Here is a 23,989-nt window from a genome sequence, read left to right as displayed (position 1 = left end):
TGCTGGGCTAACGTTATGGACCATTGATATGGAAAACAAATCACATGCCATGGCGGCCGGCATTTTCGTGCTGGTTGTGGCGGCCCTGCTGGCGGGGCTGGCGATCTGGCTGACGCGGGATACGCGGCAGTACAACGAGTACGAGCTGTCCACCAAGGACGGCATCAGCGGGCTGCAGGCCCAGGCGGCCGTGCGCTACAAGGGCGTGGCGGTGGGCAAGGTCACGCGGATCGGGTTCGATCCGCAGACCAATGGCAATGTGCTGATCCGCATCGCCATCGGTGTGAACACGCCCATCACGCCCACCACGTTCGCCGTGCTGGGCTACCAGGGCGTCACGGGCCTGGCCCATGTGCAGCTCGATGATGCGGACCAGCCGCAGCCCCAGCTGCCCCCGGGCCCCAGCGGGCTGCCGCGCCTGCCGCTGCGCTCGTCGCCGCTGAGCATGCTGGCCGACCAGGGGCAAGTGCTGCTGGAGCGCGCCGATGAGATCTCGCGCCGCCTCAGCGACATGCTGGACACCGACAACCAAAAGCGCGTGAGCCAGGCGCTGGAGAACATTGCGGCCGCTGCCGCAGGCGTGCAGCAGCTCACGCAGAACCTGGACCGCACGCTGTCCACCCAGGTGCCGCAACTCGCCGCCGATGCCCACAACACCCTGCAGTCGCTGGAGAAGGCCAGCAACGGCGCCTCTGCCGTGGCCTCCGAACTGCAGCAGACCGTGCGCCGCGTGAACGCGCAGGACGGGCCGCTGGAGCAGATCGCCCAGAGCACGCGCGCACTGACCCGCATGGCCGATTCGCTGGGCCGCAGCACGGTGCCGCACGCCAACCGCGCGGCCGACGATGTCTCGCGCGCCGCGCGCCAGATGGGCACGGCGGCCAGCCGCTTCAGCGACAACCCGCAGGCCGTGATCTACGGGCCGGGCCAGGCCCGCCCGGGGCCGGGCGAGCCCGGTTTCGTCGCCCCGTCCGCAGCCACCCAGCCCTGACCGAGGAACCCGCATGTCCCCATCTCGCAAGACCGCCGTGGCCAGCGCTGGACTGGCCGCCGCCCTGATCCTGCTGGCCGGCTGCTCGGCCCTGCCGCAGCCCCCCGCCCAGCCCGCGCGCTATGACTTCGGCCTGGCGCCGCTGTCCGCGCCCGCACAGGCCGCCACATCCGCAGCACCGCAGGCACGCACGCCGCTGGCTTTGGCCGATGTGGAGGCTCCCGCCCTGTCCGACGGCAGCACCGCCATGTTCTACCGCCTGGCCTATGCCAACGGCCAGGAACTGCGCCCCTACCAGCTGGCACGCTGGAGCCAGCCTCCGGCCCTGCTGCTGCAGCAGCGCCTGCGCAGCCAGCTGGGCGTGCAGCGCCCCGTGCTTGCCAGCAGCGAAAGCGTGGCCCAGCCGCGCCTGCAGGGCGCCGTGCCCACGCTGCTGCGCGTGGACATCGAAGAGTTCAGCCAGGTCTTCGACGCGCCCGGCTCCAGTGCCGGCGTCGTGCGCCTGCGCGCCACCCTGGTCGAGCAAAGCGGTGCCGTGGACCGCCTGCTGGGCCAGAAGCTGTTCGAGGTGCGCAGTCCTGCAGCTTCGGGCGATGCCGCTGGCGGCGCCCAGGCCCTGGCCAAGGCCACTGATGCGGCCATTGCGCAGATCGATGCGTGGCTGGGGCAGCAGGGGCACTGAGCGGCTGCTGGATTTCCAGCCCATCCATTCTCTTGAGAACGGCTGGTGGGTGCATTGCATCCGCTGGCCGTTTTTTTGTTCTCGGCAATTGGCTCTGCAAGCAAGTGGGGCTTTTTCCGCCCCTGCCGGGTGGTTGCTTTTCGAGGCCAGGTCTCGGCCCGGCAGCCGACTGCCCTTTCTTGATTCGCCAAGAAAGGTCAGATCAAAGAAGGCGACCCGAATGTCCGCGACCCCTTCGCTTCGCTGCGGGGCAACCTGCGCCGTGGCGGTTGCGGGGTTCGCCGTGAAACTCACTTCGCTCTGCGAGCTACGTTCAAACAATCACGGCGAGTCAGTTGACGAAGCAGTCCTGTCCTTCGGCAGGACTGCAACCCCACAACCGCCACGACGCAGGCGCTGACATACGGGGAAAAGGCCGGGTACTCAGGGCAGGGGCGGGCCGCGCCTGACCCAGCGCTTCCCGCGCGTCCGTCAGGGGCTGTAGTCCCGATCCCACCGTCTCGGCTGCCCCTGGGACGACCGTCAACACTAGGTCCAGACTACGACGCGCAGCCCCCAGGTTTTTTACAGTGGAACCGTCGCTGATGCAGATCGCGGCTTTGAAAAAACAAGGCCTGATTGCACAGCGCTACTTCAACATCACTGAAAGGACCAAGCCATGAATGAAGACCGCATCAAGGGCAACTGGAAGCAATTCACCGGCAAGATCCGTGAGCAATGGGGCAAGCTCACCGATGACGATCTGGATGTGATCGCCGGCAAGCGCGAGCAATTCCTGGGCAAGCTGCAGGAGCGCCAGGGCCTGGCCCGCGACGCTGCCGAAAAGCAGCTGACCGACTGGCAAAAGCGCAACCCCGACTTCCGCTTCGAAGACTGACGAGGGTGGACTGCGGATGGGCTGGACGCCCTGGCCGGCGCCGCCATCCGCTCCTCGACAGCCAGCGTGCCTGAGGGCACGCACCAATGGCCCGCCGCCGCAGGCAACAAGGGCCGCTTCAGTACAAATACAAGGAGTTCCATCATGCAAACACCGCAACGCTTTCGCCATATGCTTTCCGCTGTCGCCCTGGGCCTGATGGCCTCCGGCGCCATGGCCATGACCAATGCGGAGCACACGGCCGCCAAGAACCAGATCGAGGCTGACTACAAGGCTGCCAAGGAACAGTGCAAGCCGCTCAAGGACAACGCCAAGGACGTCTGCGAGAAGCAGGCCAAGGGCCAGGAAAACGTGGCCAAGGCCGAACTGGAATCGCGCCGCAATCCTTCGCCCAAGAACAGCGAAAAGGCACTCAAGGCCAAGGCTGATGCGGACTACGACATCGCCAAGGAAAAGTGCGATGACCTCAAGGGCGACGCCAAGGATGTCTGCGTGAAGGATGCCAAGGCCGCCCACGTGCACGCCGTGGAAGCCGCCAAGGTGAACAAGGCCCAGGCCGAGCCCGCGTCCAACTCCGCAGCCAAGGCTGCCAACGTGGCAGAAACCCGCAAGGACGCTGCCGAGGAAACCCGCGAAGCCGACTACAAGGCTGCCAAGGCCCGTTGCGACACTATGAGTGGCGCTGCCAAGGACACCTGCGTGGCTGATGCCAAGCGGAAGTTTGGACAGTAAGCTCCCCCTGAGCGGCTGACGCCGCTTCCCCCGTTGCACGGCGCCTCTCTACTCGCTACGCGAGGGAGGGGGACGGCACCTTCGCCGCGAGGCGGCTCTTGCTCGGTGCCCCTGGCCTTTTGGCCGCGCCAGTTTTATCCGCCTTGACCAAGCCCCGCTCGCGGGGCTTTGCTGTTTTCGGGTTGGCTGATGTGGGTCAAACGGGTTGGGCGGTGCTGTTCCTAAGCTGCAGGCTTTCACGATGAAGGCAGGAGAAGCATATGGCCGTGCTGGAATGGAGCGGAGCGCTGGCATTGGAGTTGCCGGCCATGGACGAGGTGCATCAGGAGTTCGTCCTGCTGCTGGCCGAGGTGGAGGCGGCCGATGATGCGCAGCTGTGCGCGCGCTGGGATGAGTTGATCGCGCATACGCAGGTGCATTTCGACCAGGAAGACCGCTGGATGCAGTCCACGCGCTTCACCAGCACCAACTGCCACAGCCTGCAGCACAAGGTGGTGCTGCAGGTGATGCGCGAGGGGGCGGCCAAGGCGGCGGCCGGTGATCTGGCCGTGATCCGCAGCATGGCGGGCGAGCTGGCGGCCTGGTTCGTGCACCATGCGCAGACCATGGATGCGGCGCTGGCCCTGCATCTGCGCAGTGCGGGCTTCGATCCCGCCACGGGCTCCCTGGCGCACCCTGAGGCCTTGCCCGAGCAGCCCATCACGGGCTGCGGCGGTGCCTGCGACGGAAGCGCCGACCGCGCGCGGGCCGTGCCGGCCTGATCCGGCCTGAACCGATCTGAACCGGCAGTAAGGCCACCAGTCAGCCAGCCCGATCAGGGCACGATCGCGGGCGATGCCAGGATGGGGAAGATCTTCACCAGCCCGCCCGCCATCACCTCCACGGCCAGGGCCGCGAGGATCAGGCCCATGAGCCGCGTCATCACATTGATGCCGGTCTTGCCCAGCACGCGGGCGATCGGGTCGGCCAGCGAAAAGCAGACCATCACCACCAGCGCCACCACCACGCCATAGCCCACCAGGGCCAGGTGCTGCCAGATGGTGCGTGCCTGGTCGGCGTAGATCACCACGGTGGACATGGAGGCCGGCCCCGTCAGCAGCGGAATCGTCAGCGGCACCACGGCAATGCTGTTGCCCATGGCAGCCTTTTCCGCGCCAGCGACCAGCGTGGGCGCGTTGGGCCGTTCCTCGGCCGGGCGGGCGTTGAGCATGTTCATGGCGCTGATCAGCAGCAGCAGGCCACCGCCCACCTGAAAGCTCTGCAGCGAGATGTTGAAGAAGTCCAGCACCTGCAGCCCGATGATGGCGCAGGCCGCGATCACGCAGAACGAGGCCAGCGCCGCCGTGCGAATGGTCTGCTGGCGCTGCTGGGCGCTGAATCCCTCGGTGTAGTGGATGAAGAAGGGGACGATGGCCAGCGGGTTGATGATGGCCACCAGCGTGATCAGCGGTTTGAGGTCCATGGAGAGCCTTAGAGGTTGCCGCCCGAAATATCGACCAGGCTGCCCGTGGTGTAGTGCGAGCCATCCGACATCAGCCAGAGGATGGCGTCGGCCACCTCCTCGGCCCTGCCGCCGCGCTGCATGGGCACGTTGGGCGCCAGGCGCTCGACGCGGTCGGGTTGTCCGCCGCTGGCGTGGATGTCGGTCTCTATCAAGCCGGGCCGCACGGCGTTCACGCGTATGCCCTGGGCGGCGACTTCCTTGGCCAGGCCCAGCGTCATCACGTCCAACGCGCCCTTGGCGGCCGCATAGTCGACGTACTGGCCCGGTGCACCCAGCCGCGAAGCGATGCTGGAGACGTTCACGATGGCGCCTCCCCTTCCGCCATGGCGGGTGCTCATGCGCCGCACGGCTTCGCGCGCGCAGATGAAGCTGCCGATGGTATTGACGCGGAACATGCGCTCCAGCCGCTGCACGCTCATCTCGGCCACGGTCTGCGCGCGATCCACCACACCGGCGTTGTTGACCAGGGCATCCAGCCGGCCGAACTGCGCATCCGCCGCACCGAACAGGGCCAGCACCTCGGCTTCGTCGCCCACATCCGCCTGCACGGCCAGCGCGCGGGTGCCGGCTGTCTGCACGTCGGCCACCACGGCCTCGGCCGCATCGCGCTGTTGCTGGTAGCTGATCACCACGTCCCAGCCCCGGTGCGCAGCCATGCGTGCCGTTGCGGCGCCTATGCCGCGGCTGCCACCGGTAATGAGCACGACTTTTCGTTCCATCGAATGTCTCCTGTGAAAGAATTGCCGCACGGGCCGGCCCGCCGCCATTACAGCATTGCGGGGCGCGTCCGCCCACCGGGAAATCACAACAGGTTCTCAGACAGAAAGGAACGCGGACATGGGCAGTTTTGTGCAGTTGACTTCGTTGGATGGCACGGCTTCGCCGGCCTGGGTGGCGCGGCCCGATGTGCCCGCGCGCGGTGCCGTCGTGGTGCTGCAGGAGATCTTCGGCGTCAACGCCCATATCCGCGCCGTGGCCGACCGCCTGGCTGCCCGCGGCTATATGGCCGTGGCGCCGTCACTATTCACGCGTGTCGAGGCCGGTGTGGACCTGGGCTATGGCGACGCCGACCGTGCCAAGGGCATGGCGCTGAAATCCGCCGCCGAGGCGCTGCCCCAGCCCGGCGTGCTGCCCGAGATCGAGGCCGCCATCGCCCATGCTGCCACGCTGGTGCCCGGCGGCAAGGTGGGCATCGTGGGCTTTTGCTGGGGCGGCCTGTGGGCCTGGCGCGCGGCCTGCAACCTGCCCAGCCTGTCGGCTGCGGCCTGCTACTACGGCGGCGGCATGACCACGCCGCTGGAGATGGGCCGCGAGCCGCTGTGCCCCGTGATTGCCCACTTCGGCCGGCGCGATACGCACATTCCCGTGGACGCCGTGCAGGCCTTTGCTCAGGCGCAAAAGCATGTGCAGGTGCACCTGTACGACGCCGACCACGGCTTCAACTGCGACCAGCGCAGCGCCTACGACGAGGCCAGCGCCCTGCAGGCGCGCGACCGCACGCTGGCCTTCTTCGACCAGCATCTGGCCTGATCTGCCATGCCGGGCGTGGCCCGGCATGGAAAATCCAGGCATCGGGATTTCCGGGAGTGCTGCTTGAAACCCGGTGCCTGATGCAATAGGCTTTCCAGAAGTCTCAACAGGAAAGGATGTTCATGCGACCGTCCGTGGTGCTCGACATGAATCGCAGCGCAGTGCGTGAAATGGCCAGCCGTTTCCGCACTGCGAACCCGCGCGTCTTCGGCTCCGTGCTGCATGGCACCGACCGGGACGGCAGCGACCTCGACCTGCTGGTCGATGCATTGCCGGGCGCGACGCTGTTCGACCTGGGCGGCCTGCAGGACGAGCTGGAATCGCTGCTCGGCCTTCGCGTTGATCTGCTGACGCCCGGAGACCTGCCGCTGAAGTTCCGTGCCCAGGTGCTTGCGGAGGCGCAGCCGATATGAACGGGCATCGCCTTCCCGATTACCTCGATCACATACAGCAGGCCGCAACGGATGCCTGTAGCTTCGTGGAGGGCTTGGCCAAGGAGGCTTTCCTGGAGGACAAGCGCACCCAGCAGGCCGTCATCATGAGCCTCGTCATCATCGGCGAGGCTGTCACGAAGGTCATGGATGGCTATGCCGAGTTCGCCCAAACACACGGGCAAGTGCCATGGCGCAACATGCGCGGCATGCGCAACCGCATCGCCCATGGCTATTTCGACATCAACCTCGATCTGGTGTGGGACACCGTGCAGACGGCCTTGCCTGAATTGCTCAGGCAATGGCCATCCATTCGCCGGGATGCGGACGGCGCCAGGCCGGGTTGACCGGTGCTGCGCGAGTGTCCGCAACTGGCCTGATCACCCCCCTGGGTCGGGATCACATGCCGGCCCCGGCGTCGCCTTGCGCGCCTGCACGGTCTGCAGCGTGCCCCGCAGCGCGCGCTGCTGCGCGGTCAGGAAGCTCATCAGCCCGCCCAGGTCGTTCAGTTGTTGGTCGGGGCCGGCCATGCAGCACAGGTCGATCACCAGGCCCATCTGGTGCATGCAGTCCTTGAGGCGATAGACCTCGTATTCGGAAATGGGGTAGTACAGGCTGGTCTCTTCCCTCGGCACTTGCGGGGAAGAGAAGAAAGGCGGGGAGGCGTGTGCTCCGCTGAGTGCATCGAGGTCAGACATGGCGGCTCCTTTGGCATGAACTGGCACCCCCTAGCGGAGGTCCCGCACAGCCCCGCCAAAAACGGAACCGTGCCCGGCGCAGCACCGGGAAGATGAAAAGCCACTGCCTCATCAAAAGGCGTGCGGCTGCTGCGCCTACGTTGTTCCGGGCCGCCAAGCCCGTATCCCCCGAGGGGATCGCGAAATGGTACTCCAAATGCGCGCCACAGCCCGGGTTGCAATGTGGTCAACGCTATGCTGAGCTTGCCGCCGCCAACGGGTGGCAGGGCTGTGCAGGTTGGCGGGCCGGGCAAAGGAGCCGGCACCCCCTTGCGGAGGTCCTGCACAGCCCCGCCGAAACGGAACCATGCGCAGCCTTGGGGTCAGCCCTGCGGCTGCTGCGCGTGCAGCCCCATGTGGTACAGCCCCCAGGGCGCCTGCGCAAAGCGTTCCTTCAGGGGCTTGCCGGCCAGCTCCGCAATGCGGTCGGCGTCATACATGGCCCATTGCGGGCCCAGGCCGCCCAGGCCCAGGCGCCGGCCGTCCATGTGCGTGGCCAGCAGCATGCGCCATTGCAGGGCCTGGGCCAGCGGCAGCTGGGCGCGGTAGCCGTCGATGGCCTGCAGGGTGATCCATTGGCCCTTGGCCGCAGCGGCGGCGCTGTCCACTCCGGCCGCCTGCAGCACGGTGGCCAGCAGCGGGCCGCGCAGCCGGTGGGGCTGGCCGTCGTATTCGATATGGGGCGTGATCTCCACCGTGGGCAGGCGCTCCAGCGCACCAGCCCCTGTGGTCCAGGCCGAGTCGAAGGCCAGGCCATGGTTTTTCAGCAGCAGGTCGGCCACCGGGTCCAGCGGCCCCCGGTTGCCGCGCACGCCGGGGCCGCTGATGGTGAGCACGGCGGCTTCGGTGCTTTTCCCGGGGGCGGCGGGGGCGGCCAGGGCGCTTTCGCACAGGGCCAGGCCGGTGGCTGCGCTGGCGGCCAGCAGGCTGCGGCGTGAAAGCGGGCTTCGGCTTGCGGATGCGGTCATGGGGAACTCCTGGGGGTGCGTGGCGATGTGCCAGCGCCGATTTTCCGTGAAGTGCCCATCCTGCGCGACAACGCCGCGCCCGCTGCGGTCAGCAGGCCCAGCAGCGCAAGCCCCCCGGCGCCCAGCCCGGGAACGGGCACCGCAGATGGCGCGGGGGCCGCCGTGACGGTCACGGTATTGCTGTCCGAGCCGGTGGTGTTTCCATCACCGGGCACATAGCGCGCCTGCACCGTGGCCGTGCCCGGTGGCAGCCGGGGCACGCTGCAGCTGGCCTGCCCGCCGGTCACCGGAACGCTGGCGCACAGCACCTGCGTTCCGTTCAAGAAATCCACGGTGCCGCTGGCGCCGGCAGGCAGCGTGACCTGGGCGCTGAAAGTCACGCTCTGGCCAGGGCCTGGCGCAGCGGGGGAGGCCGACAGGTGGGCGCTGGTGGCTGCCGGGCCGATCACCACGGTCACGGCTGCGGGTTCGGTGGTGGCGCCGTTGGCATCGGTGGCGGTCAGCGTGAAGCTGTAGCTGCCTGCCGCCTGCGTGGCTGGAGCCGAGAGGGTGCCGGCGGCTTGGCTGAAGCCAGCGGGCAAACCGCTCACGCTGTAGCTGAACGGCCCCACGCCGCCGCCAGGCACGGGCGCCAGCGGCTGGCTGTAGGCCGTGCCGTAGGTGCCGGAGGGCAGGCTTGCCGTGACGCTGAAGGCCGTGAAGCTGGCCTGCACGCTCCTGGCGGCATCGATGGTGACGCTGCAGGTGGACGTGCTGCCGCTGCAGGCATCACCCCAGGCGGCAAAGGCGTGGCCAGCGTCGGGCGTGGCGGCCAGGGTCACCAGGGTGGGTGCGCCTTCGAAGTAGCCATAGCCGGCCTGGCACAGGCCGCCTGGGTGGCCGCAGTCCTGTACGGCGCCCGTGGCCGCAGGCGGGGAGGGCTGCGCAGATACGCCGCCCGCGCCGCTGGCCAGAACGGTCAATGCTGCCTGGAAGACGTTCGCCTCCACGGCACCGATGTCGCACCGCGCACCTTGGGGGCGGACCACGCCGCGCTGGTCCGTGCCGGGTGCGGCCGTGCAGGCCACCCCGTCCAGTGCCGGGCTGCCGGTGCTGTTCAACATGGTCTGGGTGGGGCCGCCGTGGCTGGCCAGGGGGCTGAGCTGCGGGTTGCCCGTGGTGAAGGCCAGGGCGCTGATGTCGGCATTGTTCAGGGCCTGCGCCAGGCCCAGCAGATTGTTGCTGCCGCTGGCATCGCTGGTGCCGCCATTGCGCAGGTCCAGCACCACGTCCCTGCCAGCGGGCTGTTTGGTGGCCGGCTCGAACACGCTGCCCTGGGCAATGCTGGCCTGCATCTCCAGCGAGGCACCGCTGCGGGTGCAACTGGTGTTGCCACCCGCACTGCAGGCGGCCTGGGAATCGCCCAGGCTGTAGATGGCGCCGCCTTGCGCGGCAGGGTTGTCGTCGCCATTGGCCTGCACGGTATTGCCGGCCAGGGTGGAGAAACGGATGGTGAGCACGCCGTTGTAGTTGAAAACGGCGCCACCCAGGCCGGCGCCGCCGCCGCTGCTGTTGCCCAGCCCGCCGTGTGCACCGTTGCCAGCCAGGGTGACCTGGTTCAGCGTCAAGGTGCCTGCGTTGTTGAAAACAGCCCCTCCCATGCCGCCTGCGCCACCGCCAGCGTCGAAGGCGCCGCCCCCACCGTTGCCGGCGCCGAAGCCGCCACCGCTGCCACGACGGCCACCGCCACCGCCAAATCCGCCACCGCCGGAGCCGCCGCCGCCACCACCGAAGCCGCCGTTCTTGCCGCTGGCGCTGCCACTGCCACCGCCCAGGCCGCCATCGTCCGGGCCGCCAGCGTTCGGCCCTCCCCCCGGGGAAAAAGTCGCATCCTCGCCCACGCCGGCACCTGCAAAGGAGTTCAAGGAAAGCCTGCCTCCTTGCCCCCCTTGTGCGTGATTGCGCGTGAGCGTGCTGCGTTCGATGGTGAGCTGGCCCCGATTGAAGATGGCACCGCCCGCACCCAGCGCGCCGCCGCCAAAGCGGCTGGAGCCGCCTGTGGCCTGCCCCCCGGCCAGGGTCAGGCCGCGCAGGACCAGTCCACCCTGCGCATCGATGTCGAACAGCCGGAAACCGGGTGCGGTACCGAGGCGCTGCACGCTCACGCCCTGGGGCGTCAAGCCATTGGCGGTGGCATCGATGGTGATGCGCTTGCCGCTGATGAAGAAGGCGCTGGGGCCGAACTGCGAGACGTAGCCGGGCCAGCTGGCCAGCGGCAGGCAGGTGGCGCCGGCGGCCTGCCCGGTGTCCAGGCAGTTGGTAAAGCGGGTCAGCGAGATGGTCTGCCCATCCAGGGCCGCGCCGAAGACGATGGTGTCGCCATCGGCGGCATGGTTGATGGCGTCGCGCAGGGTGTCGCAGTTGCGGTCGCCTGCGGCAGGCGAGCATTGCGCACGAGACAGCGGCTCGGTGTCTGCAATCTCGCCGGCGGTGGTGACGGTGAGTGTGGCGGCCTGGGCCGCGGCGCCGGCAAGGGCCAGTGCCAACCCGCCCGCCAGGCCCGGCAATGTCCGGCCCCAGGGGCTCGGCGTGGGTATGGGTGGTACGTCGGCTGCAGCAGACGGATGGATGATGGACATGGCGGACCCCCTCGGTAGGCACAGCATCTCGGTGATGTGCTGAAGAGGGCAAATCTATGGGGTGTCCGGCTTTCTGTATGTCCCCCGTTCGGGCTACATGGCCGATGAGAGGGGGCGGGGGCGCCATGCCGCCCGTGTCACCCATGCCGCCCATGTCACCTATCCGGGCGACATGACAGCGGTCTTGTTCCATGTGAACATGCGGCCCTCGCCACGCACTCCACCTCCATGGACACGCCCACAGACCCTTCCTCTGCCGCCGCGACGGGTGGCACCACAGTCATCCGCGTGGCCGTGGTGGAGGACGACGCCGCCTGCCGCCACGCCCTGGTGGGTGTGATCAATGCCGCGAAGGACATGGTCCTGTGCTGGGCGGCAGCCAGCCGCGCGGAGGCCCTGCACCAGCTCGGCCGGGCCGATGGGGCCGGTGCCATGGACGTGATGCTGGTGGACCTGGGCCTGCCCGACGGCAGCGGCCTGGAGGTGATTGCTGCCGTGCGCACCCGCCATCCGGGGGCGGCGGTGATGGTCAGCACCATCTTTGGCGACGAGCAGCATGTGCTGGCCGCCATCGAGGCCGGCGCCATGGGCTATCTGCTCAAGGACCTGGCCGCCGACGCGGTGCTGGAGGAAGTGCGCAGCCTGCACGCGGGCGGCAGCCCCATCAATCCCATGGTGGCGCGCAAGCTGCTGCTGCGCCAGCAGCGGGCCGGGGCGGTGGCCGGGCTGGAACGGCCTGTGGAGCCGCAGGCCGCCGCGCAGGCGCTGTCTGCGCGCGAGCTGGAGGTGCTGCGCCTGGTGGCGCGCGGCCATACGCTGGACGAGGTGGCGCGCCAGCTGGGCGTGTCGCGCCATACGGTGCGCACCTTCGTGCGGCGCATCTACGGCAAGCTGCAGGTGTCCAGCCGCACGCAGATGATGCATGTGGCCTTGCAGCGCGGCTGGCTGGCCGAGGGGCGGCAATGAGCGCCGCCAGGGTGGGCAGATGACGCAGCCGCTGCTGCGGGGGAGGGTCCTGCTGGTTTCGGCGGGACTGGTGGCGCTGGCGATGCTGCTGGCGGGGGCGTTCGGGCTGCGTGGCCCCGCCGCAGGCGAAGCGGTGCAACTGCGCCAGGCGCAGCTGTGGCGGTCGGATAGCCCGCACTGGGCGCCGCCTGCGGCGCTTGCGTCGGCCGACGACGCGGTGCTGGATGCATCGACGCCGTGGAGCGATGTGGACCTGCCCTATGGGGGCGACAGGGCCGTGTCGGGCAGCGGCGACCTGGCAGCGGCGCCGCCCGAGGTGCGCTGGTTCCGCGCCGTGGTGCCGCCTGAAGCCCTGGTGCCTACGCCGCAGGGCGCGCGCCTGTACATCCCGCGCTGGCAGACGGTGGGCACGGTGGCGGTGTATGTGGACGGGAAGCTGGCCTGGCAGACGCGCGGCAGCCGGGTATGGAACAGTTTCAACCGGCCGGTGTGGCTGGACCTGGGCGGGCTGGCGCAGCCGGGCAGGCCGCTGCAGGTGCATGTGCGCATGGCCAGCCAGCAGGGCGTGGGCGGGGCGCTGTCCAGCCTGTGGGCGGGGCCGACCGAGTCGCTGCGCCTGTCCTGGCGGCTGCGCAGCCTGCTCCAGGCCGATCTGGTGGTCTACACGGCGGGCTCCTACCTGGTGCTGGGCCTGTTCGCGCTGGCGCTGTGGACGCTGCAGCGGCGGCGCGGGGATGTGGTGTTCCTGCTGTTCTTCCTGATGTCGCTGTGCCAGTTGCTGGGCTCGCTGCAGTTCATGGTGGACGGCGAGGGGCTGGCCCTGTCGGACGGCTGGTTCTCCTGGCTGACGCTGGCCGGCCTCATGGGCGCCACGGTGGCGGCCTTCCATTTCCTGTGCCTGATGCAGCGCAGGCGCCGGCCATGGCTGGCCCGGGTGCTGCAGGGCTATGTGGGCACGGTGCTGCTGGTGGCGGTGCCGCTGTGGGGGCCGGCGCACGAGACCATCCTGCCGCTGCTGCGGCTGCTGATGGTGCCGCCGGAGATCCTGGTGCTGTGCATGGCCGTGGCGGGCGCCTGGCGCATGCGCGATGGCGGCAGCACCATGCTGGCGGTGTGGATGCTGCTGTCGTTTCCCATCGGCTTCCATGACCTGGCGCTGCAGAGCTACCTGATCAGCATAGAGAGCATCTACCTCACGCCCTATGTGTACCTGGGGCTGTTCACGCTGTTCCTGCTGGTGGCCTACCGGCGCTACAACGGCGCGCTGGCCGTGGCAGAGAACGCCAACCTGCATCTGGCGGAACGGCTCAAGGCCCAGGAGGCCGAGCTGGCCCAGGCCCATGAACGCCTGCTGGCCGTGGAGCGCGAGCAGACGCTGATGCAGGAACGCCAGCGCCTGATGCGCGAGATGCACGACGGCGTGGGCTCTTCGCTGATGAGCGCGCTGCGCGTGGTGGAGTTCAACCAGGCCGGCACGGTGGACCTGGTGCAGCTGCTGCAGGAGTGCATCGATGACCTGAAGCTGTCCATCGACTCGCTGGAGCCGCTGGACTGCGACCTGCTGGCGCTGCTGGCCGGGCTGCGCTATCGGCTGGGGCCGCGCCTGGAGGGGGCGGGGCTGCGGCTGCACTGGGAGGTGAGCGACCTGCCCGCGCTGCCCTGGCTGGACGCGCAGGCCGCCCTGCATGTGCTGCGCATCCTGCAGGAGGTGCTGACCAACATCATCAAGCACAGCGGCGCGCGCGAGATCACGGTGCGCACGGCCCAGGCCCCGCTGGACGGCCGGGCCGGCGTGCAGGTGCTGGTGGAGGACGACGGCCACCCCTTCGACCGCGCCCAGGCACCCACCGAGGGCCGCAAGGGACTGGCGAACATGCGCACGCGCGCGCTGGCGCTGCAGGCGCGGCTGGACTGGGCGCCGCTGGCCGGCGGCAATCGCTTCACGCTGTGGATGCCGCTGGAGCGGGCGGGGCCCTAGTCCTGCGCCGTGCGCGCCATGTAGCGCTTGCGCCAGAAGAACACGGTCAGGCCCACGGCAATCGTCGTCATCGAGCCCATGGCCCACCAGAAGCCGTCCTGCTTGTGCACCAGGGGGATGAATTCGAAATTCATGCCGAAGATGCCGGCAATCAGGTTCAGCGGCAGGAAGACGGCCGTCAGCGCGGTGAGCGTGCGCATGATGTCGTTGGTGCGGTTGCTCTGCACCGAAAAATGCATCTGCACCACGGTCTCGGTGCTTTGCTCCAGCCGCCGCACGTGGTGGACCACGCGCTCTATGTGTTCCAGCACGTCGCGGCTGCGCACCTTGAGCAGGTCCAGCTCGCGCAGCGCCGCCGCATCTTCAGGCGGCGCCCAGGTCTCCAGCGCGTCCGTCCAGTCCTGCACGGCGGCGCGCTGGTCTTCGCAGACTTCGTCCAGCTCGTGCAGGGCCAGCCGTGCGTCCAATAGCGCGCTCCAGTTGGCAAAGCGCGTGCGCGGGCGCAGCAGCTCGGTCTGCCAGTGGTCCAGCTGGCGCGACAGTTCGCGGCGCAGGTCCAGGAAGCCGTCCACGATGAGGTTGACCACGCGCAGCATGAGGTCGGGCGGGCTGGCAGGCAGCCGCGTGCCGGAGGTGGGGTTCAGCCGTCCCTCGCGGGGGTCATTGGGCACGGCGGCCAGCAGCCGCGCGGCATAGGCGTCGCGCACGGTGCAGTCGTCGGGGTGCACGGACAGCAGCACCTGGTCGAACATGGCAAAGCCCACGGGGCTGGTGTCGATGTTGCGCAGCACGGGCGGACCTGTGCGGCGCACGGGAGGTGAGGGGGGCAGCGCCTGCGCCGCAGGCGAAGAGGCCGTGCCGGCCTGCGGGGCGGCACGTGCCTGCCCGCTGGCCAGGCGGCGAAAGACCAGCAGGTCGTACTGCGAGGTGTAGTCGTAGCGCGAGGGCAGCTGGGCGTTGAGCAGGTCCGAGACATGCAGGTCCACCAGCTGCTGGCCCGACAGCAGCTGCAGCGTGCGCTGCACCTCGGCCAGCCGCTCCTGCAAGGTGGCGCGGGTGCAGGAGATCCAGACGAATCCCTGCGCGGGCGCCTGGTCGGGCAGGGCGGCCAGCTCGGTGGCGCCGCCCGGCTGCAGGTGGAAGATGCGCATGTTCCTGGCGGCGGGAGCGGCTCCCGCGGGCGGCATCACCGGCTGCATGCGCTCAGCCGCGCAGCTTGCGCGCGGCGTCGATGGCGAAGTAGGTCAGGATGCCGTCGGCACCCGCGCGCTTGAAGGCCAGCAGCGATTCCATCATCACCTGGTCATGGTCCAGCCAGCCGTTGGCGGCGGCGGCCTTGAGCATGGCGTACTCGCCGCTGACCTGGTAGGCGAAGGTGGGCACGCCGAACTCGTCCTTGACGCGGCGCACCACGTCCAGGTACGGCATGCCGGGCTTGACCATGACCATGTCGGCGCCTTCGGCCAGGTCCTGGGCGACTTCGCGCAGGGCCTCGTCGGTGTTGGCGGGGTCCATCTGGTAGACGTTCTTGTCGGCCTTGCCCAGCGCGCCGCGCGTGCCCACGGCGTCGCGGAACGGGCCGTAGAAGGCGCTGGCGTACTTGGCGCTGTAGGCCATGATGCGGGTGTGGATGTGGCCGTGGGCCTCCAGCGCCTCGCGGATGGCGCCGATGCGGCCGTCCATCATGTCGCTGGGCGCCACCATGTCCACGCCGGCCTCGGCATGGTTCAGGGCCTGGCCCACCAGGACCTGCACGGTCTCGTCGTTGATGATGTAGCCGGACTCATCCAGGATGCCGTCCTGGCCGTGGCTGGTGTAGGGGTCCAGGGCCACGTCGGTCATCACGCCCAGTTGCGGGAATTCCTTCTTGAGCGCCCGCACCACGCGCGGGATCAGGCCGTCGGGGTTGAGTGCCTCCTTGCCGTCGGGTGTCTTCAGCGAGGTCTCGATGGCGGGAAACAGCGCCAGGAACGGGATCTCCAGCTGCACGCACTGCTCGGCCACGGGCAGCAGCAGGTCCAGGCTCAGGCGGTCCACGCCGGGCATGGAGGGCACGGCCTCGCGCTGGTTCGTGCCTTCGTGCACGAACACGGGGTAGATGAAGTCATGGGCCGTGAGCACGTTCTCGCGCACCAGATTGCGCGTGAAGGCGTCGCGGCGCAGGCGGCGAGGGCGGTTGTGCGGGAAGGGGGTGGGGCTGGACAGATGCATGCCGAAAATTGTGCCCCATTCCCGCCGCAGGCCCCGCAACCCTTGCGACGACGCCGGCACGCGGGACTCGGCTTTTGCGCCTGCGCAGCCTGGCGCACCCCTGTACGCACGTACACTGCCCGCATGCTGTGGGTCAAAGCCTTTCATATCGTTTTCGTGGCAAGCTGGTTCGCGGGCCTGTTCTATCTGCCTCGCATCTTCGTCAACGTGGCCATGGTCACGCCCGGCTCGGTGGCCGAGCGCGAGCGCCTGCTGCTGATGGCACGCAAGCTGCTGCGCTTCACCACGCTGCTGGCCGTGCCTGCACTGGGCCTGGGCCTGTGGCTGTACCTGGGCTACGGCATCGGCAAGGGGCCGGGCAACGGCTGGATGCATGCCAAGCTCGCCGGCGTGCTGCTGGTCATCGGCTACCACCACGCCTGCGCGCGCCTGCTGCGCAAGCTGATCGACAACCGGGACCAGCACAGCCACCGCTGGTTCCGCTTCTTCAACGAGGTGCCGGTGCTGCTGCTGGTGGCCATCGTCATCCTGGTGGTCGTCAAACCTTTCTGAGAAACCGATCCAACGAAGAGGGAGGCAGGGCGTGGTGCAAAAGACTTCGGCCTGGCCGCTGGCACTGGTCTATGCGGTGCTCATCGTTTTCGCCAGCCTGTTTCCTTTCGATGGCTGGCGTGCCCAGGGTATTGATCCGCTGGTCTTCCTGACGGCAAAGATCCCGCCGCCGTACTGGACCTGGTTCGACATCAACATCAATATCGTCGGCTACGCGCCGCTGGGCTTTTTCCTGGCGCTGGCCCTGGTGCGCAGCGGCAGCCCGCGCGCGGCCGTGCCGCTGGCAGCGCTGGCCGGCACGCTGCTGTCGCTGGGCATGGAGTTCCTGCAGATCTACCTGCCGCGGCGCGTTCCCTCCAACCTGGACCTGGTGCTCAATGCGGGCGGCACCCTGCTGGGGGCGCTGGTGGCGCTGCTGCTGGAGCGGCTGGGCGCTCTGGCGCGCTGGAGCGCCTTTCGCACCCACTGGCTGGGCGAGGACGGCGGCGGCGCCATGGTGCTGCTGGCGCTGTGGCCCTGGGCGCTGCTCTTTCCCGCCGCCGTGCCCTTTGGCCTCGGCCAGGTGCTGGAGCGGCTGGAGCAGGGGCTGCTGGATCTGCTCGAAGGCACGCCCTTCCTCATGTGGCTGCCGCTGCGCGAGTCCGCGCTGACGCCGCTGTCGCCTGTCACCGAGATGCTGTGCGTGATGCTGGGCCTGTGGGTGCCCTGTCTGCTGGCCTACTGCGTGATGCGCCACATGGGCCGGCGCGCCATGCTGGCGGGCTCTGCGGTGGTGATCGGCATCGGTGTCTCGGCACTGTCGGCTGCGCTGAGCTGGGGGCCGGCCCATGCCTGGGAGTGGGTGGACCTGCCGGTGCGCATGGGCGTGTGGGGTGGCCTGGGCCTGGCCATGGTGGCCATGCCGCTGCCGCGCCGGGCGTGTGCGGCCCTCTTGCTGCTGGTGCTGGTGCTGCAATTGAGCATCCTGAACCAGGCGCCCACCAGCGCCTATTTCTCGGAAACGCTGCAGGCCTGGGAGCAGGGCCGCTTCATCCGCTTCTACGGGCTGGGCCAGTGGCTGGGCTGGCTGTGGCCCTATGCGACCCTGGTCTATGTGCTGCTCAGGCTGGCGCGCCGCGATGCGGCACCGCCGCCGCCCCCGGCGCCTGCAGTGCCGCAGGCCTAGAATCCGCTCCATGAGCGAACACCCACGTCCCGGGGCCGACAACGGCCAGCAAGGCGCAGGCAACTACTATGCGCGCCACATCTTCTTTTGCCTCAACGAGAGGCCCAACGGCGAGGACTGCTGTGCGCTGCACGGCGCCAAGGCGGGCTTTGACCACTGCAAGAAGCAGGTCAAGCAGCTGGGCCTGGCCGGCAAGGGCCAGGTGCGCGTGAACAAGGCCGGTTGCCTGGACCGCTGCGCGGGCGGTCCCGTGGCCGTGGTCTACCCCGAAGGCACTTGGTACACCTTCGTGGACGAGTCCGACATCGACGAGATCGTCGAGTCCCACCTCAAGAACGGCCAGCCCGTTGAGCGCCTGCTGCTGCCGCCCGACGTGGGTCGCTGAGCACCGGCTGGAACTTTGGGCCTTTCCGGGCATCAGTGCTTTGTCAGCTTGGATTGGCTGCTACTACTAGGATAGCGATTGTGAATGCGCAGACCGAACGTTTGACCTTGACCGGCCTTGCCGGGGCCGTGGAGGCCCTGCGCGATGCGCCGGCCGCCGATGCACCGCCGCGCGGCGTGGCCATCATCGCCCACCCCCATCCGCTGTTCGGCGGCACCATGGACAACAAGGTGGTGCAGACCCTGGCGCGTGCCTTCGTGCAGTGCGGCTACACGGCCGTGCGATTCAACTTCCGCGGCGTGGGCGCCAGTGCCGGCGAGCACGACGCAGGCGTCGGCGAGGCCCAGGACATGCTGTCCGTGGTCCGCCAGGTCGCCCCCGAAGGACCGATCGCGCTGGCCGGCTTCTCCTTCGGAGCCTTCGTCACCAGCCATGTGCTGGCGGGGCTCTGGAACGAGGGCCGGGTGGAAAAGGCGGTGCTGGTGGGAACGGCGGCCAGCCGTTTCACCGTGGCGCCTGTCCCGCCCGAAGCCCATGACCGGACCCTGGTGGTGCATGGCGAAGCCGATGACACGGTGCCTCTGTCTGCCGTCATGGACTGGGCGCGCCCGCAGATACTGCCTGTTACCGTCGTGCCCGGGGGCGGTCATTTCTTTCACGGACAATTGCCGCTGCTCAAAAGCCTCGTGGTCCGCCATTTGCGCTCACTCCCCTAGCGGCCCGCGCCGCTGCTCAACAGGCCTGCCCCATCGGGCGGGCATGTTTTCGCCTTTCCTGCATTCCCTGCCCTTTAGCGAGAGTTTTCCTCATGAAGCCACTTTCCTCCACGCTGCGAGTCCTGGCACTGGCGGCCGCCATGGCGCCGGCCCTGGCGCTGGCGCAGATCACCCCGCCCCAGCCGCCCGAAATCGCAGCGCGCAACTATCTGCTGGTCGATGTCACCGCCAACCAGGTGCTGGGCGCCAAGGACATCGATGCGCCCATCGAGCAGGCCTCGCTGACCAAGCTGATGACCGGCTACCTGGTCTTCGACGCGCTGCGCGCCAAGAAGATCACGCTGGAGCAGCGCCTGCCCGTGAGCGAGCGCGCCTGGAAGATGCCCGGCTCGCGCATGTTCATCGACCCCAAGATGCAGGTGCCGGTCGATGACCTGGTCAAGGGCATGATCGTGCAGTCCGGCAACGACGCCACCATGGCCCTGGCCGAAGGCGTGGGCGGCTCGGCCGAGAACTTCGTGCGGCTCATGAACGAGCAGGCCAAGGCGCTGGGCATGAAGAACACCAGCTACAAGAACCCCGAAGGCCTGACCGAGCCCGGTCACCTGACCACGGCGCGCGACCTGTCCATCCTCGCCCAGCGCCTGATGCAGGACTTCCCCGAGTACATGCACTACTACTCGACCAAGAAGTACTTCTATCCTGGCACGCCGGCCTCCAACGGCACCAACCGCAACTCGCTGCTGTTCCGCGACCCGACCGTCGATGGCCTCAAGACCGGCCACACGGCCGCCGCCGGCTACTGCCTGGTGGCCACCGCCAAGCGCGACCTGCCCAACGTGGGCAGCCGCCGCCTGATCTCCATCGTGCTGGGCGCGGCCAGCGAGAACGCGCGTGCCAATGAAAGCCAGAAGCTGCTGAACTGGGGCTATGCAGCCTTCGATTCGGTCAAGCTGTTCGATGCCGAGCAGGCCGTGGCCACGCCCGAAGTCTGGAAGGGCAAGGCGAACACCGTCAAGATCGGCCGCACCACGCCCATCGTGGTCACCGTGCCGGCCGGCAGCGGCGGCAAGCTGAGCACCGAAGTCGTGCGCCAGGACCCGCTGATCGCCCCGTTCACCAAGGGCCAGGCCATGGGCACGCTCAAGGTCAAGATGGGTGCCGACACCGTGGCCGAAGTGCCGCTGGTGGCGCTGGAAGGCGTGGAGCAGGCAGGCTTCTTCGGCCGTGCCTGGGATGCGATCCGCCTCTGGATCAAGTAAGCCCCGCGCCTGTCGCGCAGGCCCTCGCATACTGGCTTGGAGGGGGTGCAGTTGTGCGATCTCCCGCAAGCTGGTACAGTCGAGGGCTTTTCGGAATTTCCGAAGGGATTCACGTTTTCGCTTTTCGCAAGCAATTCACGTTTAGGGACGTTTATTAATGCCAACCATTAACCAACTCGTGCGTCAGGGCCGCACGGTCGAAGTTGTCAAATCCAAGAGCCCTGCTATGGAAAACTGCCCTCAGCGCCGCGGCGTGTGCACCCGTGTGTACACCACGACGCCTAAGAAGCCTAACTCCGCTCTGCGTAAGGTTGCCAAGGTGCGCCTGACCAACGGCTTCGAGGTCATCTCCTACATCGGTGGTGAAGGCCACAACCTGCAAGAGCACAGCGTTGTTCTGGTGCGCGGCGGCCGTGTGAAGGACTTGCCCGGTGTGCGTTACCACATCGTGCGTGGCTCCCTTGACCTGCAAGGCGTCAAGGACCGCAAGCAATCCCGTTCCAAGTACGGCGCGAAGAAGCCCAAGGCCAAGTAAGCCCTGCGTTTTTTCGAGGAAGGTGCTGTATCCCGCGTGGCGCGAGATTCAGCGTAGTGACCCCAAACGCAAGTGTTTTGCGCGGGTCGAGTAAGTGGGAGTCCTGTTGACTCTCGCGGTGTCTGAAAAGATGCCAACTGAAGCAAGATAGAGGTAAAAAATGCCACGTCGTCGCGAAGTCCCCAAACGTGAAATCCTGCCGGATCCCAAGTTCGGCAATGTCGAGCTGTCCAAGTTCATGAACGTGATCATGGAAGGCGGCAAGAAGGCGGTCGCAGAACGCATCATCTACGGTGCCCTGGACCTGATTCAAAAGAAGCACCCTGACAAAGACCCGCTGGAAGCCTTCGTTGTTGCCATCAACAACGTCAAGCCCATGGTCGAAGTGAAGTCCCGCCGTGTTGGCGGTGCCAACTACCAAGTGCCCGTCGAAGTGCGCCCCGTGCGTCGCCTGGCCCTGTCCATGCGTTGGCTGAAGGAAGCCGCCCGCAAGCGCGGCGAGAAGTCCATGGCCCAGCGCCTGGCCAACGAACTGCTCGAGGCCACCGAAGGCCGTGGCGGCGCCATGAAGCGCCGTGACGAAGTTCACCGCATGGCCGAAGCCAACAAGGCATTCAGCCACTTCCGCTTCTAAGAGCACTTCGCTCCCGATCAGACAGGCCGCATGCATTTTTGCCTGCGGCCTTGTCTCGATTAGGAGCATCCCCAGATAAGACTGCTGTCCGTCTGCACCATGAGGCTGGAACGGGCAGAGACTCCCTCCATACGATCAAGGATCCATCATGGCTCGCAAGACCCCCATCGAGCGCTACCGCAACATCGGTATCTCCGCCCACATTGACGCAGGCAAAACCACCACCACGGAACGTATCCTGTTCTATACCGGTGTGACCCACAAGCTGGGCGAAGTGCACGACGGCGCTGCTACGACCGACTGGATGGAGCAAGAGCAAGAGCGCGGCATCACCATCACTTCCGCTGCAGTGACCTGCTTCTGGAAGGGCATGGACCTGTCCTACCCCGAGCACCGTTTCAACATCATCGACACCCCCGGCCACGTGGACTTCACCATTGAGGTGGAGCGTTCCATGCGCGTGCTGGACGGCGCCTGCATGGTGTACTGCGCCGTGGGCGGCGTGCAGCCCCAGTCGGAAACCGTGTGGCGCCAAGCCAACAAGTACAAGGTGCCCCGTCTGGCCTTCGTGAACAAGATGGACCGTACCGGTGCCAACTTCTTCAAGGTCGTTGACCAGATGAAGCTGCGCCTGAAGGCCAACCCCGTGCCCGTCGTGATCCCGATCGGCGCCGAAGACAACTTCAAGGGCGTGGTCGACCTCGTCAAGATGAAGGCCATCATCTGGGACGAAGCCTCGCAAGGCATGAAGTTCGAATACCACGAGATCCCCGCCGAGCTGGTGGAGACCGCCAACAAGTGGCGTGAGAACCTCGTGGAAGCTGCCGCTGAAGCCAGCGAAGAGCTGATGAACAAGTACCTGGAAGAAGGTACTCTGTCCGAAGAAGACGTGAAGGCCGGCCTGCGCGCTCGTACGCTGGCTACCGAAATCCAGCCCATGCTGTGCGGTACCGCTTTCAAGAACAAGGGTGTGCAGCGCATGCTGGACGCCGTGATCGACTACCTGCCGGCGCCTGTGGACATCCCTGACGTCACCGGTACCGATCCCGAAAACGAAGAAACCAAGCTCAGCCGCAAGGCCGACGACGGTGAAAAGTTTGCGGCACTGGCCTTCAAGCTGATGACCGACCCGTTCGTCGGTCAGCTGACCTTCGTGCGCGTGTACTCGGGCGTCCTGACCAAGGGCGATACCGTGTTCAACTCGGTCAAGGGCAAGAAGGAACGCATCGGCCGTATCGTGCAGATGATGGCCAACGAGCGCGTGGAAGTCGAAGAAATCCGCGCCGGCGACATCGCTGCCTGCGTGGGCCTGAAGGACGTGACGACCGGCGAAACGCTGTGCTCCGTGGACGCCCCCATCGTGCTGGAACGCATGGTCTTCCCCGAGCCCGTGATTGCACAGGCCGTGGAGCCCAAGTCCAAGGCCGACCAGGAAAAGATGGGCATCGCCCTGTCCCGCCTGGCTGCCGAAGATCCGTCGTTCCGCGTGCGTACCGACGAAGAATCGGGCCAAACCATCATCGCCGGCATGGGCGAGCTGCACCTGGAAATCATCGTTGACCGCATGAAGCGCGAATTCAACGTGGAAGCCAACGTGGGCAAGCCCCAGGTTGCCTACCGCGAAACCATTCGCCAGAAGGTCGTGGACGTGGACGGCAAGTTCGTTCGCCAGTCCGGTGGTAAGGGTCAGTACGGCCACGTGGTGTTCACGGTCGAACCCCAGGAACCCGGCAAGGGCTTCGAGTTCGTCGACGCCATCAAGGGCGGTGTGGTTCCTCGCGAATACATCCCCGCAGTCGAGAAGGGCGTGATCGAAGCGCTGACTTCCGGCGTGCTGGCTGGCTACCCCGTCGTGGACGTGAAGGTCACGCTGACCTTCGGTTCGTACCACGATGTGGACTCGAACGAAATGGCGTTCAAGATGGCCGCCATCTTCGGTTTCAAGGAAGCTGCCCGCAAGGCCAGCCCCGTCATCCTGGAGCCCATGATGGCTGTGGAAGTCGAGACGCCCGAAGACTACGCCGGTACCGTGATGGGCGATCTGTCCTCGCGTCGCGGCATGGTGCAGGGCATGGACGACATGGCCGGCGGCGGCAAGTCCATCAAGGCTGAAGTGCCTCTGTCGGAAATGTTCGGCTACGCCACGTCGCTGCGCTCGCAGACGCAAGGCCGCGCTACGTACACGATGGAGTTCAAGCACTACTCTGAAGCTCCCCGTAACGTGGCTGAAGCCATCGTTGCTGCTCGCTCGAAGTAAGCTTTTTTGTATAATTGAAGGCTTTTGAATCGCAGCACCCAGGCGTTTTGGCGCCGGGGTGCTGCGGTTTTTGCCGGTCTGCGATCCCATGCCGCCCTGTCACCTGTGCGGGGCGACCAAGCAATGGGGTGCAGACCTTAAACATCACACAGGTTTTGCTCTTTCGGAGAAATCATGGCAAAAGAAAAATTCCAGCGGAACAAGCCGCACGTCAACGTTGGCACCATCGGTCACGTGGACCACGGCAAGACGACCCTG

At 67.2% G+C, this 23,989-nt stretch carries 26 protein-coding genes; 19 read left to right on the top strand and 7 right to left on the bottom strand.

Going from position 1 to position 23,989, the window contains the following annotated elements; all coding sequences use genetic code 11:
- Positions 1–28 precede the first annotated feature (28 nt).
- The 5 genes from ACUTR7_RS27665 (at position 29) to ACUTR7_RS27645 (ending at position 4,043) form a co-directional block, all read left to right on the top strand.
- The gene (locus ACUTR7_RS27665) at positions 29–991 is read left to right on the top strand and encodes an MlaD family protein (RefSeq protein ID WP_013800229.1); all 963 of its coding nucleotides are present in this window, start codon (positions 29–31) and stop codon (positions 989–991) included.
- A 13-nt stretch (positions 992–1,004) separates the two neighbouring features.
- The gene (locus ACUTR7_RS27660) at positions 1,005–1,673 is read left to right on the top strand and encodes an ABC-type transport auxiliary lipoprotein family protein (protein ID WP_216294439.1); all 669 of its coding nucleotides are present in this window, start codon (positions 1,005–1,007) and stop codon (positions 1,671–1,673) included.
- A gap of 658 nt (positions 1,674–2,331) precedes the next feature.
- On the top strand, positions 2,332–2,550 hold the full coding sequence (locus ACUTR7_RS27655) for a CsbD family protein (RefSeq protein ID WP_012202308.1): 219 nt from the start codon (positions 2,332–2,334) through the stop codon (positions 2,548–2,550).
- A 144-nt stretch (positions 2,551–2,694) separates the two neighbouring features.
- Positions 2,695–3,282, top strand: a complete 588-nt coding sequence (locus tag ACUTR7_RS27650; protein ID WP_013800231.1) for a hypothetical protein — start codon at positions 2,695–2,697, stop codon at positions 3,280–3,282.
- A gap of 260 nt (positions 3,283–3,542) precedes the next feature.
- Positions 3,543–4,043, top strand: coding sequence for a hemerythrin domain-containing protein (locus ACUTR7_RS27645; protein ID WP_034365659.1), 501 nt, complete (start codon positions 3,543–3,545; stop codon positions 4,041–4,043).
- Positions 4,044–4,096: 53 nt separating this feature from the next.
- Here the strand turns inward: ACUTR7_RS27645 and ACUTR7_RS27640 are convergent, their stop codons facing one another.
- Positions 4,097–4,744, bottom strand: coding sequence for a MarC family protein (locus tag ACUTR7_RS27640; protein WP_012202311.1), 648 nt, complete (start codon positions 4,742–4,744; stop codon positions 4,097–4,099).
- Positions 4,745–4,752: 8 nt separating this feature from the next.
- Positions 4,753–5,505, bottom strand: a complete 753-nt coding sequence (locus ACUTR7_RS27635) for an SDR family oxidoreductase (RefSeq protein ID WP_043825536.1) — start codon at positions 5,503–5,505, stop codon at positions 4,753–4,755.
- Positions 5,506–5,623: 118 nt separating this feature from the next.
- Here ACUTR7_RS27635 and ACUTR7_RS27630 point away from each other — a divergent pair, with 118 nt between their 5' ends.
- The 3 genes from ACUTR7_RS27630 to ACUTR7_RS27620 all read left to right on the top strand — a co-directional run bounded on the left by ACUTR7_RS27630 (position 5,624) and on the right by ACUTR7_RS27620 (position 7,094).
- Positions 5,624–6,316, top strand: coding sequence for a dienelactone hydrolase family protein (locus ACUTR7_RS27630; protein ID WP_199137079.1), 693 nt, complete (start codon positions 5,624–5,626; stop codon positions 6,314–6,316).
- Positions 6,317–6,438: 122 nt separating this feature from the next.
- Positions 6,439–6,729: a nucleotidyltransferase family protein gene (locus ACUTR7_RS27625; RefSeq protein WP_013800234.1), complete on the top strand. Its 291-nt coding sequence runs from the start codon at positions 6,439–6,441 to the stop codon at positions 6,727–6,729.
- Positions 6,726–7,094: a HepT-like ribonuclease domain-containing protein gene (locus tag ACUTR7_RS27620; protein ID WP_445610286.1), complete on the top strand. Its 369-nt coding sequence runs from the start codon at positions 6,726–6,728 to the stop codon at positions 7,092–7,094. The genes ACUTR7_RS27625 and ACUTR7_RS27620 overlap by 4 nt, the downstream gene beginning before the upstream one ends.
- A gap of 33 nt (positions 7,095–7,127) precedes the next feature.
- Here the strand turns inward: ACUTR7_RS27620 and ACUTR7_RS27615 are convergent, their stop codons facing one another.
- The 3 genes from ACUTR7_RS27615 to ACUTR7_RS27605 all read right to left on the bottom strand — a co-directional run bounded on the left by ACUTR7_RS27615 (position 7,128) and on the right by ACUTR7_RS27605 (position 11,070).
- Positions 7,128–7,445: a hypothetical protein gene (locus ACUTR7_RS27615; protein ID WP_428148130.1), complete on the bottom strand. Its 318-nt coding sequence runs from the start codon at positions 7,443–7,445 to the stop codon at positions 7,128–7,130.
- A 362-nt stretch (positions 7,446–7,807) separates the two neighbouring features.
- Entirely contained in the window at positions 7,808–8,452 is a 645-nt protein-coding gene (locus ACUTR7_RS27610) for a molybdopterin-dependent oxidoreductase (RefSeq protein WP_016453577.1), read from the bottom strand.
- Entirely contained in the window at positions 8,449–11,070 is a 2,622-nt protein-coding gene (locus tag ACUTR7_RS27605) for a choice-of-anchor Q domain-containing protein (RefSeq protein ID WP_445610285.1), read from the bottom strand. Before ACUTR7_RS27605 ends, ACUTR7_RS27610 begins: the two co-directional genes overlap by 4 nt.
- Before the next feature lie 228 nt (positions 11,071–11,298).
- Here ACUTR7_RS27605 and ACUTR7_RS27600 point away from each other — a divergent pair, with 228 nt between their 5' ends.
- Both ACUTR7_RS27600 and ACUTR7_RS27595 read left to right on the top strand, forming a co-directional pair.
- Positions 11,299–12,036: a response regulator transcription factor gene (locus ACUTR7_RS27600; protein WP_445610284.1), complete on the top strand. Its 738-nt coding sequence runs from the start codon at positions 11,299–11,301 to the stop codon at positions 12,034–12,036.
- A 19-nt stretch (positions 12,037–12,055) separates the two neighbouring features.
- The gene (locus tag ACUTR7_RS27595; RefSeq protein ID WP_445610283.1) at positions 12,056–14,014 is read left to right on the top strand and encodes an ATP-binding protein; all 1,959 of its coding nucleotides are present in this window, start codon (positions 12,056–12,058) and stop codon (positions 14,012–14,014) included.
- Here ACUTR7_RS27595 and ACUTR7_RS27590 read toward each other — a convergent pair.
- A complete protein-coding gene (locus ACUTR7_RS27590; RefSeq protein ID WP_445610282.1) occupies positions 14,011–15,213 on the bottom strand; it encodes a magnesium transporter CorA family protein in 1,203 nt (400 codons plus the stop codon). The genes ACUTR7_RS27595 and ACUTR7_RS27590 overlap by 4 nt on opposite strands.
- A 4-nt stretch (positions 15,214–15,217) precedes the next feature.
- Positions 15,218–16,225: a porphobilinogen synthase gene (hemB, locus tag ACUTR7_RS27585; RefSeq protein WP_013800242.1), complete on the bottom strand. Its 1,008-nt coding sequence runs from the start codon at positions 16,223–16,225 to the stop codon at positions 15,218–15,220.
- 123 nt (positions 16,226–16,348) lie between these two features.
- Between hemB and ACUTR7_RS27580 the strand changes: the two genes are divergently transcribed.
- The 9 genes from ACUTR7_RS27580 to ACUTR7_RS27540 all read left to right on the top strand — a co-directional run.
- A complete protein-coding gene (locus tag ACUTR7_RS27580; RefSeq protein ID WP_013800243.1) occupies positions 16,349–16,777 on the top strand; it encodes a CopD family protein in 429 nt (142 codons plus the stop codon).
- A gap of 31 nt (positions 16,778–16,808) precedes the next feature.
- A complete protein-coding gene (locus ACUTR7_RS27575) occupies positions 16,809–17,942 on the top strand; it encodes a VanZ family protein (RefSeq protein ID WP_065346893.1) in 1,134 nt (377 codons plus the stop codon).
- Between the two features lie 10 nt (positions 17,943–17,952).
- Positions 17,953–18,327, top strand: coding sequence for a (2Fe-2S) ferredoxin domain-containing protein (locus tag ACUTR7_RS27570; protein ID WP_319076803.1), 375 nt, complete (start codon positions 17,953–17,955; stop codon positions 18,325–18,327).
- Positions 18,328–18,407: 80 nt separating this feature from the next.
- On the top strand, positions 18,408–19,043 hold the full coding sequence (locus ACUTR7_RS27565) for an alpha/beta hydrolase (RefSeq protein WP_012202323.1): 636 nt from the start codon (positions 18,408–18,410) through the stop codon (positions 19,041–19,043).
- Positions 19,044–19,135: 92 nt separating this feature from the next.
- Positions 19,136–20,305 carry a D-alanyl-D-alanine carboxypeptidase family protein gene (locus tag ACUTR7_RS27560; protein ID WP_013800247.1) on the top strand — a complete coding sequence of 390 codons (1,170 nt, stop codon included), beginning with the start codon at positions 19,136–19,138 and terminating at the stop codon, positions 20,303–20,305.
- 157 nt (positions 20,306–20,462) lie between these two features.
- Positions 20,463–20,840: a 30S ribosomal protein S12 gene (gene rpsL, locus ACUTR7_RS27555; RefSeq protein ID WP_012202325.1), complete on the top strand. Its 378-nt coding sequence runs from the start codon at positions 20,463–20,465 to the stop codon at positions 20,838–20,840.
- Positions 20,841–21,000: 160 nt separating this feature from the next.
- Positions 21,001–21,474 carry a 30S ribosomal protein S7 gene (gene rpsG, locus ACUTR7_RS27550; protein WP_012202326.1) on the top strand — a complete coding sequence of 158 codons (474 nt, stop codon included), beginning with the start codon at positions 21,001–21,003 and terminating at the stop codon, positions 21,472–21,474.
- Between the two features lie 148 nt (positions 21,475–21,622).
- Entirely contained in the window at positions 21,623–23,731 is a 2,109-nt protein-coding gene (fusA, locus tag ACUTR7_RS27545) for an elongation factor G (RefSeq protein ID WP_013800248.1), read from the top strand.
- A gap of 174 nt (positions 23,732–23,905) precedes the next feature.
- Positions 23,906–23,989: GTP-binding protein (locus ACUTR7_RS27540; RefSeq protein ID WP_445610305.1), on the top strand; the 84-nt coding region annotated here is incomplete at its 3' end.

This window comes from Delftia sp. NA_296.1, from assembly GCF_052692095.1.
Note: the sequence above shows the minus strand (reverse complement) of the source record. Positions and strands in the feature narration are given on the sequence as shown.

Bases quoted from the DNA above. Each gene is read 5' to 3' on its own strand.
- ACUTR7_RS27630 (WP_199137079.1), top strand. From the start codon at position 5,624: ATGGGCAGTTTTGTGCAGTTGACTTCGTTGGATGGCACGGCTTCGCCG.
- ACUTR7_RS27650 (WP_013800231.1), top strand. From the start codon at position 2,695: ATGCAAACACCGCAACGCTTTCGCCATATGCTTTCCGCTGTCGCCCTG.
- ACUTR7_RS27560 (WP_013800247.1), top strand. From the start codon at position 19,136: ATGAAGCCACTTTCCTCCACGCTGCGAGTCCTGGCACTGGCGGCCGCC.
- rpsG (WP_012202326.1), top strand. From the start codon at position 21,001: ATGCCACGTCGTCGCGAAGTCCCCAAACGTGAAATCCTGCCGGATCCC.
- ACUTR7_RS27665 (WP_013800229.1), top strand. From the start codon at position 29: ATGGAAAACAAATCACATGCCATGGCGGCCGGCATTTTCGTGCTGGTT.
- rpsL (WP_012202325.1), top strand. From the start codon at position 20,463: ATGCCAACCATTAACCAACTCGTGCGTCAGGGCCGCACGGTCGAAGTT.
- ACUTR7_RS27605 (WP_445610285.1), bottom strand. From the start codon at position 11,070: ATGTCCATCATCCATCCGTCTGCTGCAGCCGACGTACCACCCATACCC.
- ACUTR7_RS27640 (WP_012202311.1), bottom strand. From the start codon at position 4,744: ATGGACCTCAAACCGCTGATCACGCTGGTGGCCATCATCAACCCGCTG.
- ACUTR7_RS27625 (WP_013800234.1), top strand. From the start codon at position 6,439: ATGCGACCGTCCGTGGTGCTCGACATGAATCGCAGCGCAGTGCGTGAA.
- ACUTR7_RS27610 (WP_016453577.1), bottom strand. From the start codon at position 8,452: ATGACCGCATCCGCAAGCCGAAGCCCGCTTTCACGCCGCAGCCTGCTG.
- ACUTR7_RS27635 (WP_043825536.1), bottom strand. From the start codon at position 5,505: ATGGAACGAAAAGTCGTGCTCATTACCGGTGGCAGCCGCGGCATAGGC.
- ACUTR7_RS27660 (WP_216294439.1), top strand. From the start codon at position 1,005: ATGTCCCCATCTCGCAAGACCGCCGTGGCCAGCGCTGGACTGGCCGCC.
- fusA (WP_013800248.1), top strand. From the start codon at position 21,623: ATGGCTCGCAAGACCCCCATCGAGCGCTACCGCAACATCGGTATCTCC.
- hemB (WP_013800242.1), bottom strand. From the start codon at position 16,225: ATGCATCTGTCCAGCCCCACCCCCTTCCCGCACAACCGCCCTCGCCGC.
- ACUTR7_RS27620 (WP_445610286.1), top strand. From the start codon at position 6,726: ATGAACGGGCATCGCCTTCCCGATTACCTCGATCACATACAGCAGGCC.
- ACUTR7_RS27645 (WP_034365659.1), top strand. From the start codon at position 3,543: ATGGCCGTGCTGGAATGGAGCGGAGCGCTGGCATTGGAGTTGCCGGCC.
- ACUTR7_RS27570 (WP_319076803.1), top strand. From the start codon at position 17,953: ATGAGCGAACACCCACGTCCCGGGGCCGACAACGGCCAGCAAGGCGCA.
- ACUTR7_RS27655 (WP_012202308.1), top strand. From the start codon at position 2,332: ATGAATGAAGACCGCATCAAGGGCAACTGGAAGCAATTCACCGGCAAG.
- ACUTR7_RS27580 (WP_013800243.1), top strand. From the start codon at position 16,349: ATGCTGTGGGTCAAAGCCTTTCATATCGTTTTCGTGGCAAGCTGGTTC.
- ACUTR7_RS27595 (WP_445610283.1), top strand. From the start codon at position 12,056: ATGACGCAGCCGCTGCTGCGGGGGAGGGTCCTGCTGGTTTCGGCGGGA.
- ACUTR7_RS27615 (WP_428148130.1), bottom strand. From the start codon at position 7,445: ATGTCTGACCTCGATGCACTCAGCGGAGCACACGCCTCCCCGCCTTTC.
- ACUTR7_RS27600 (WP_445610284.1), top strand. From the start codon at position 11,299: ATGGACACGCCCACAGACCCTTCCTCTGCCGCCGCGACGGGTGGCACC.
- ACUTR7_RS27590 (WP_445610282.1), bottom strand. From the start codon at position 15,213: ATGCAGCCGGTGATGCCGCCCGCGGGAGCCGCTCCCGCCGCCAGGAAC.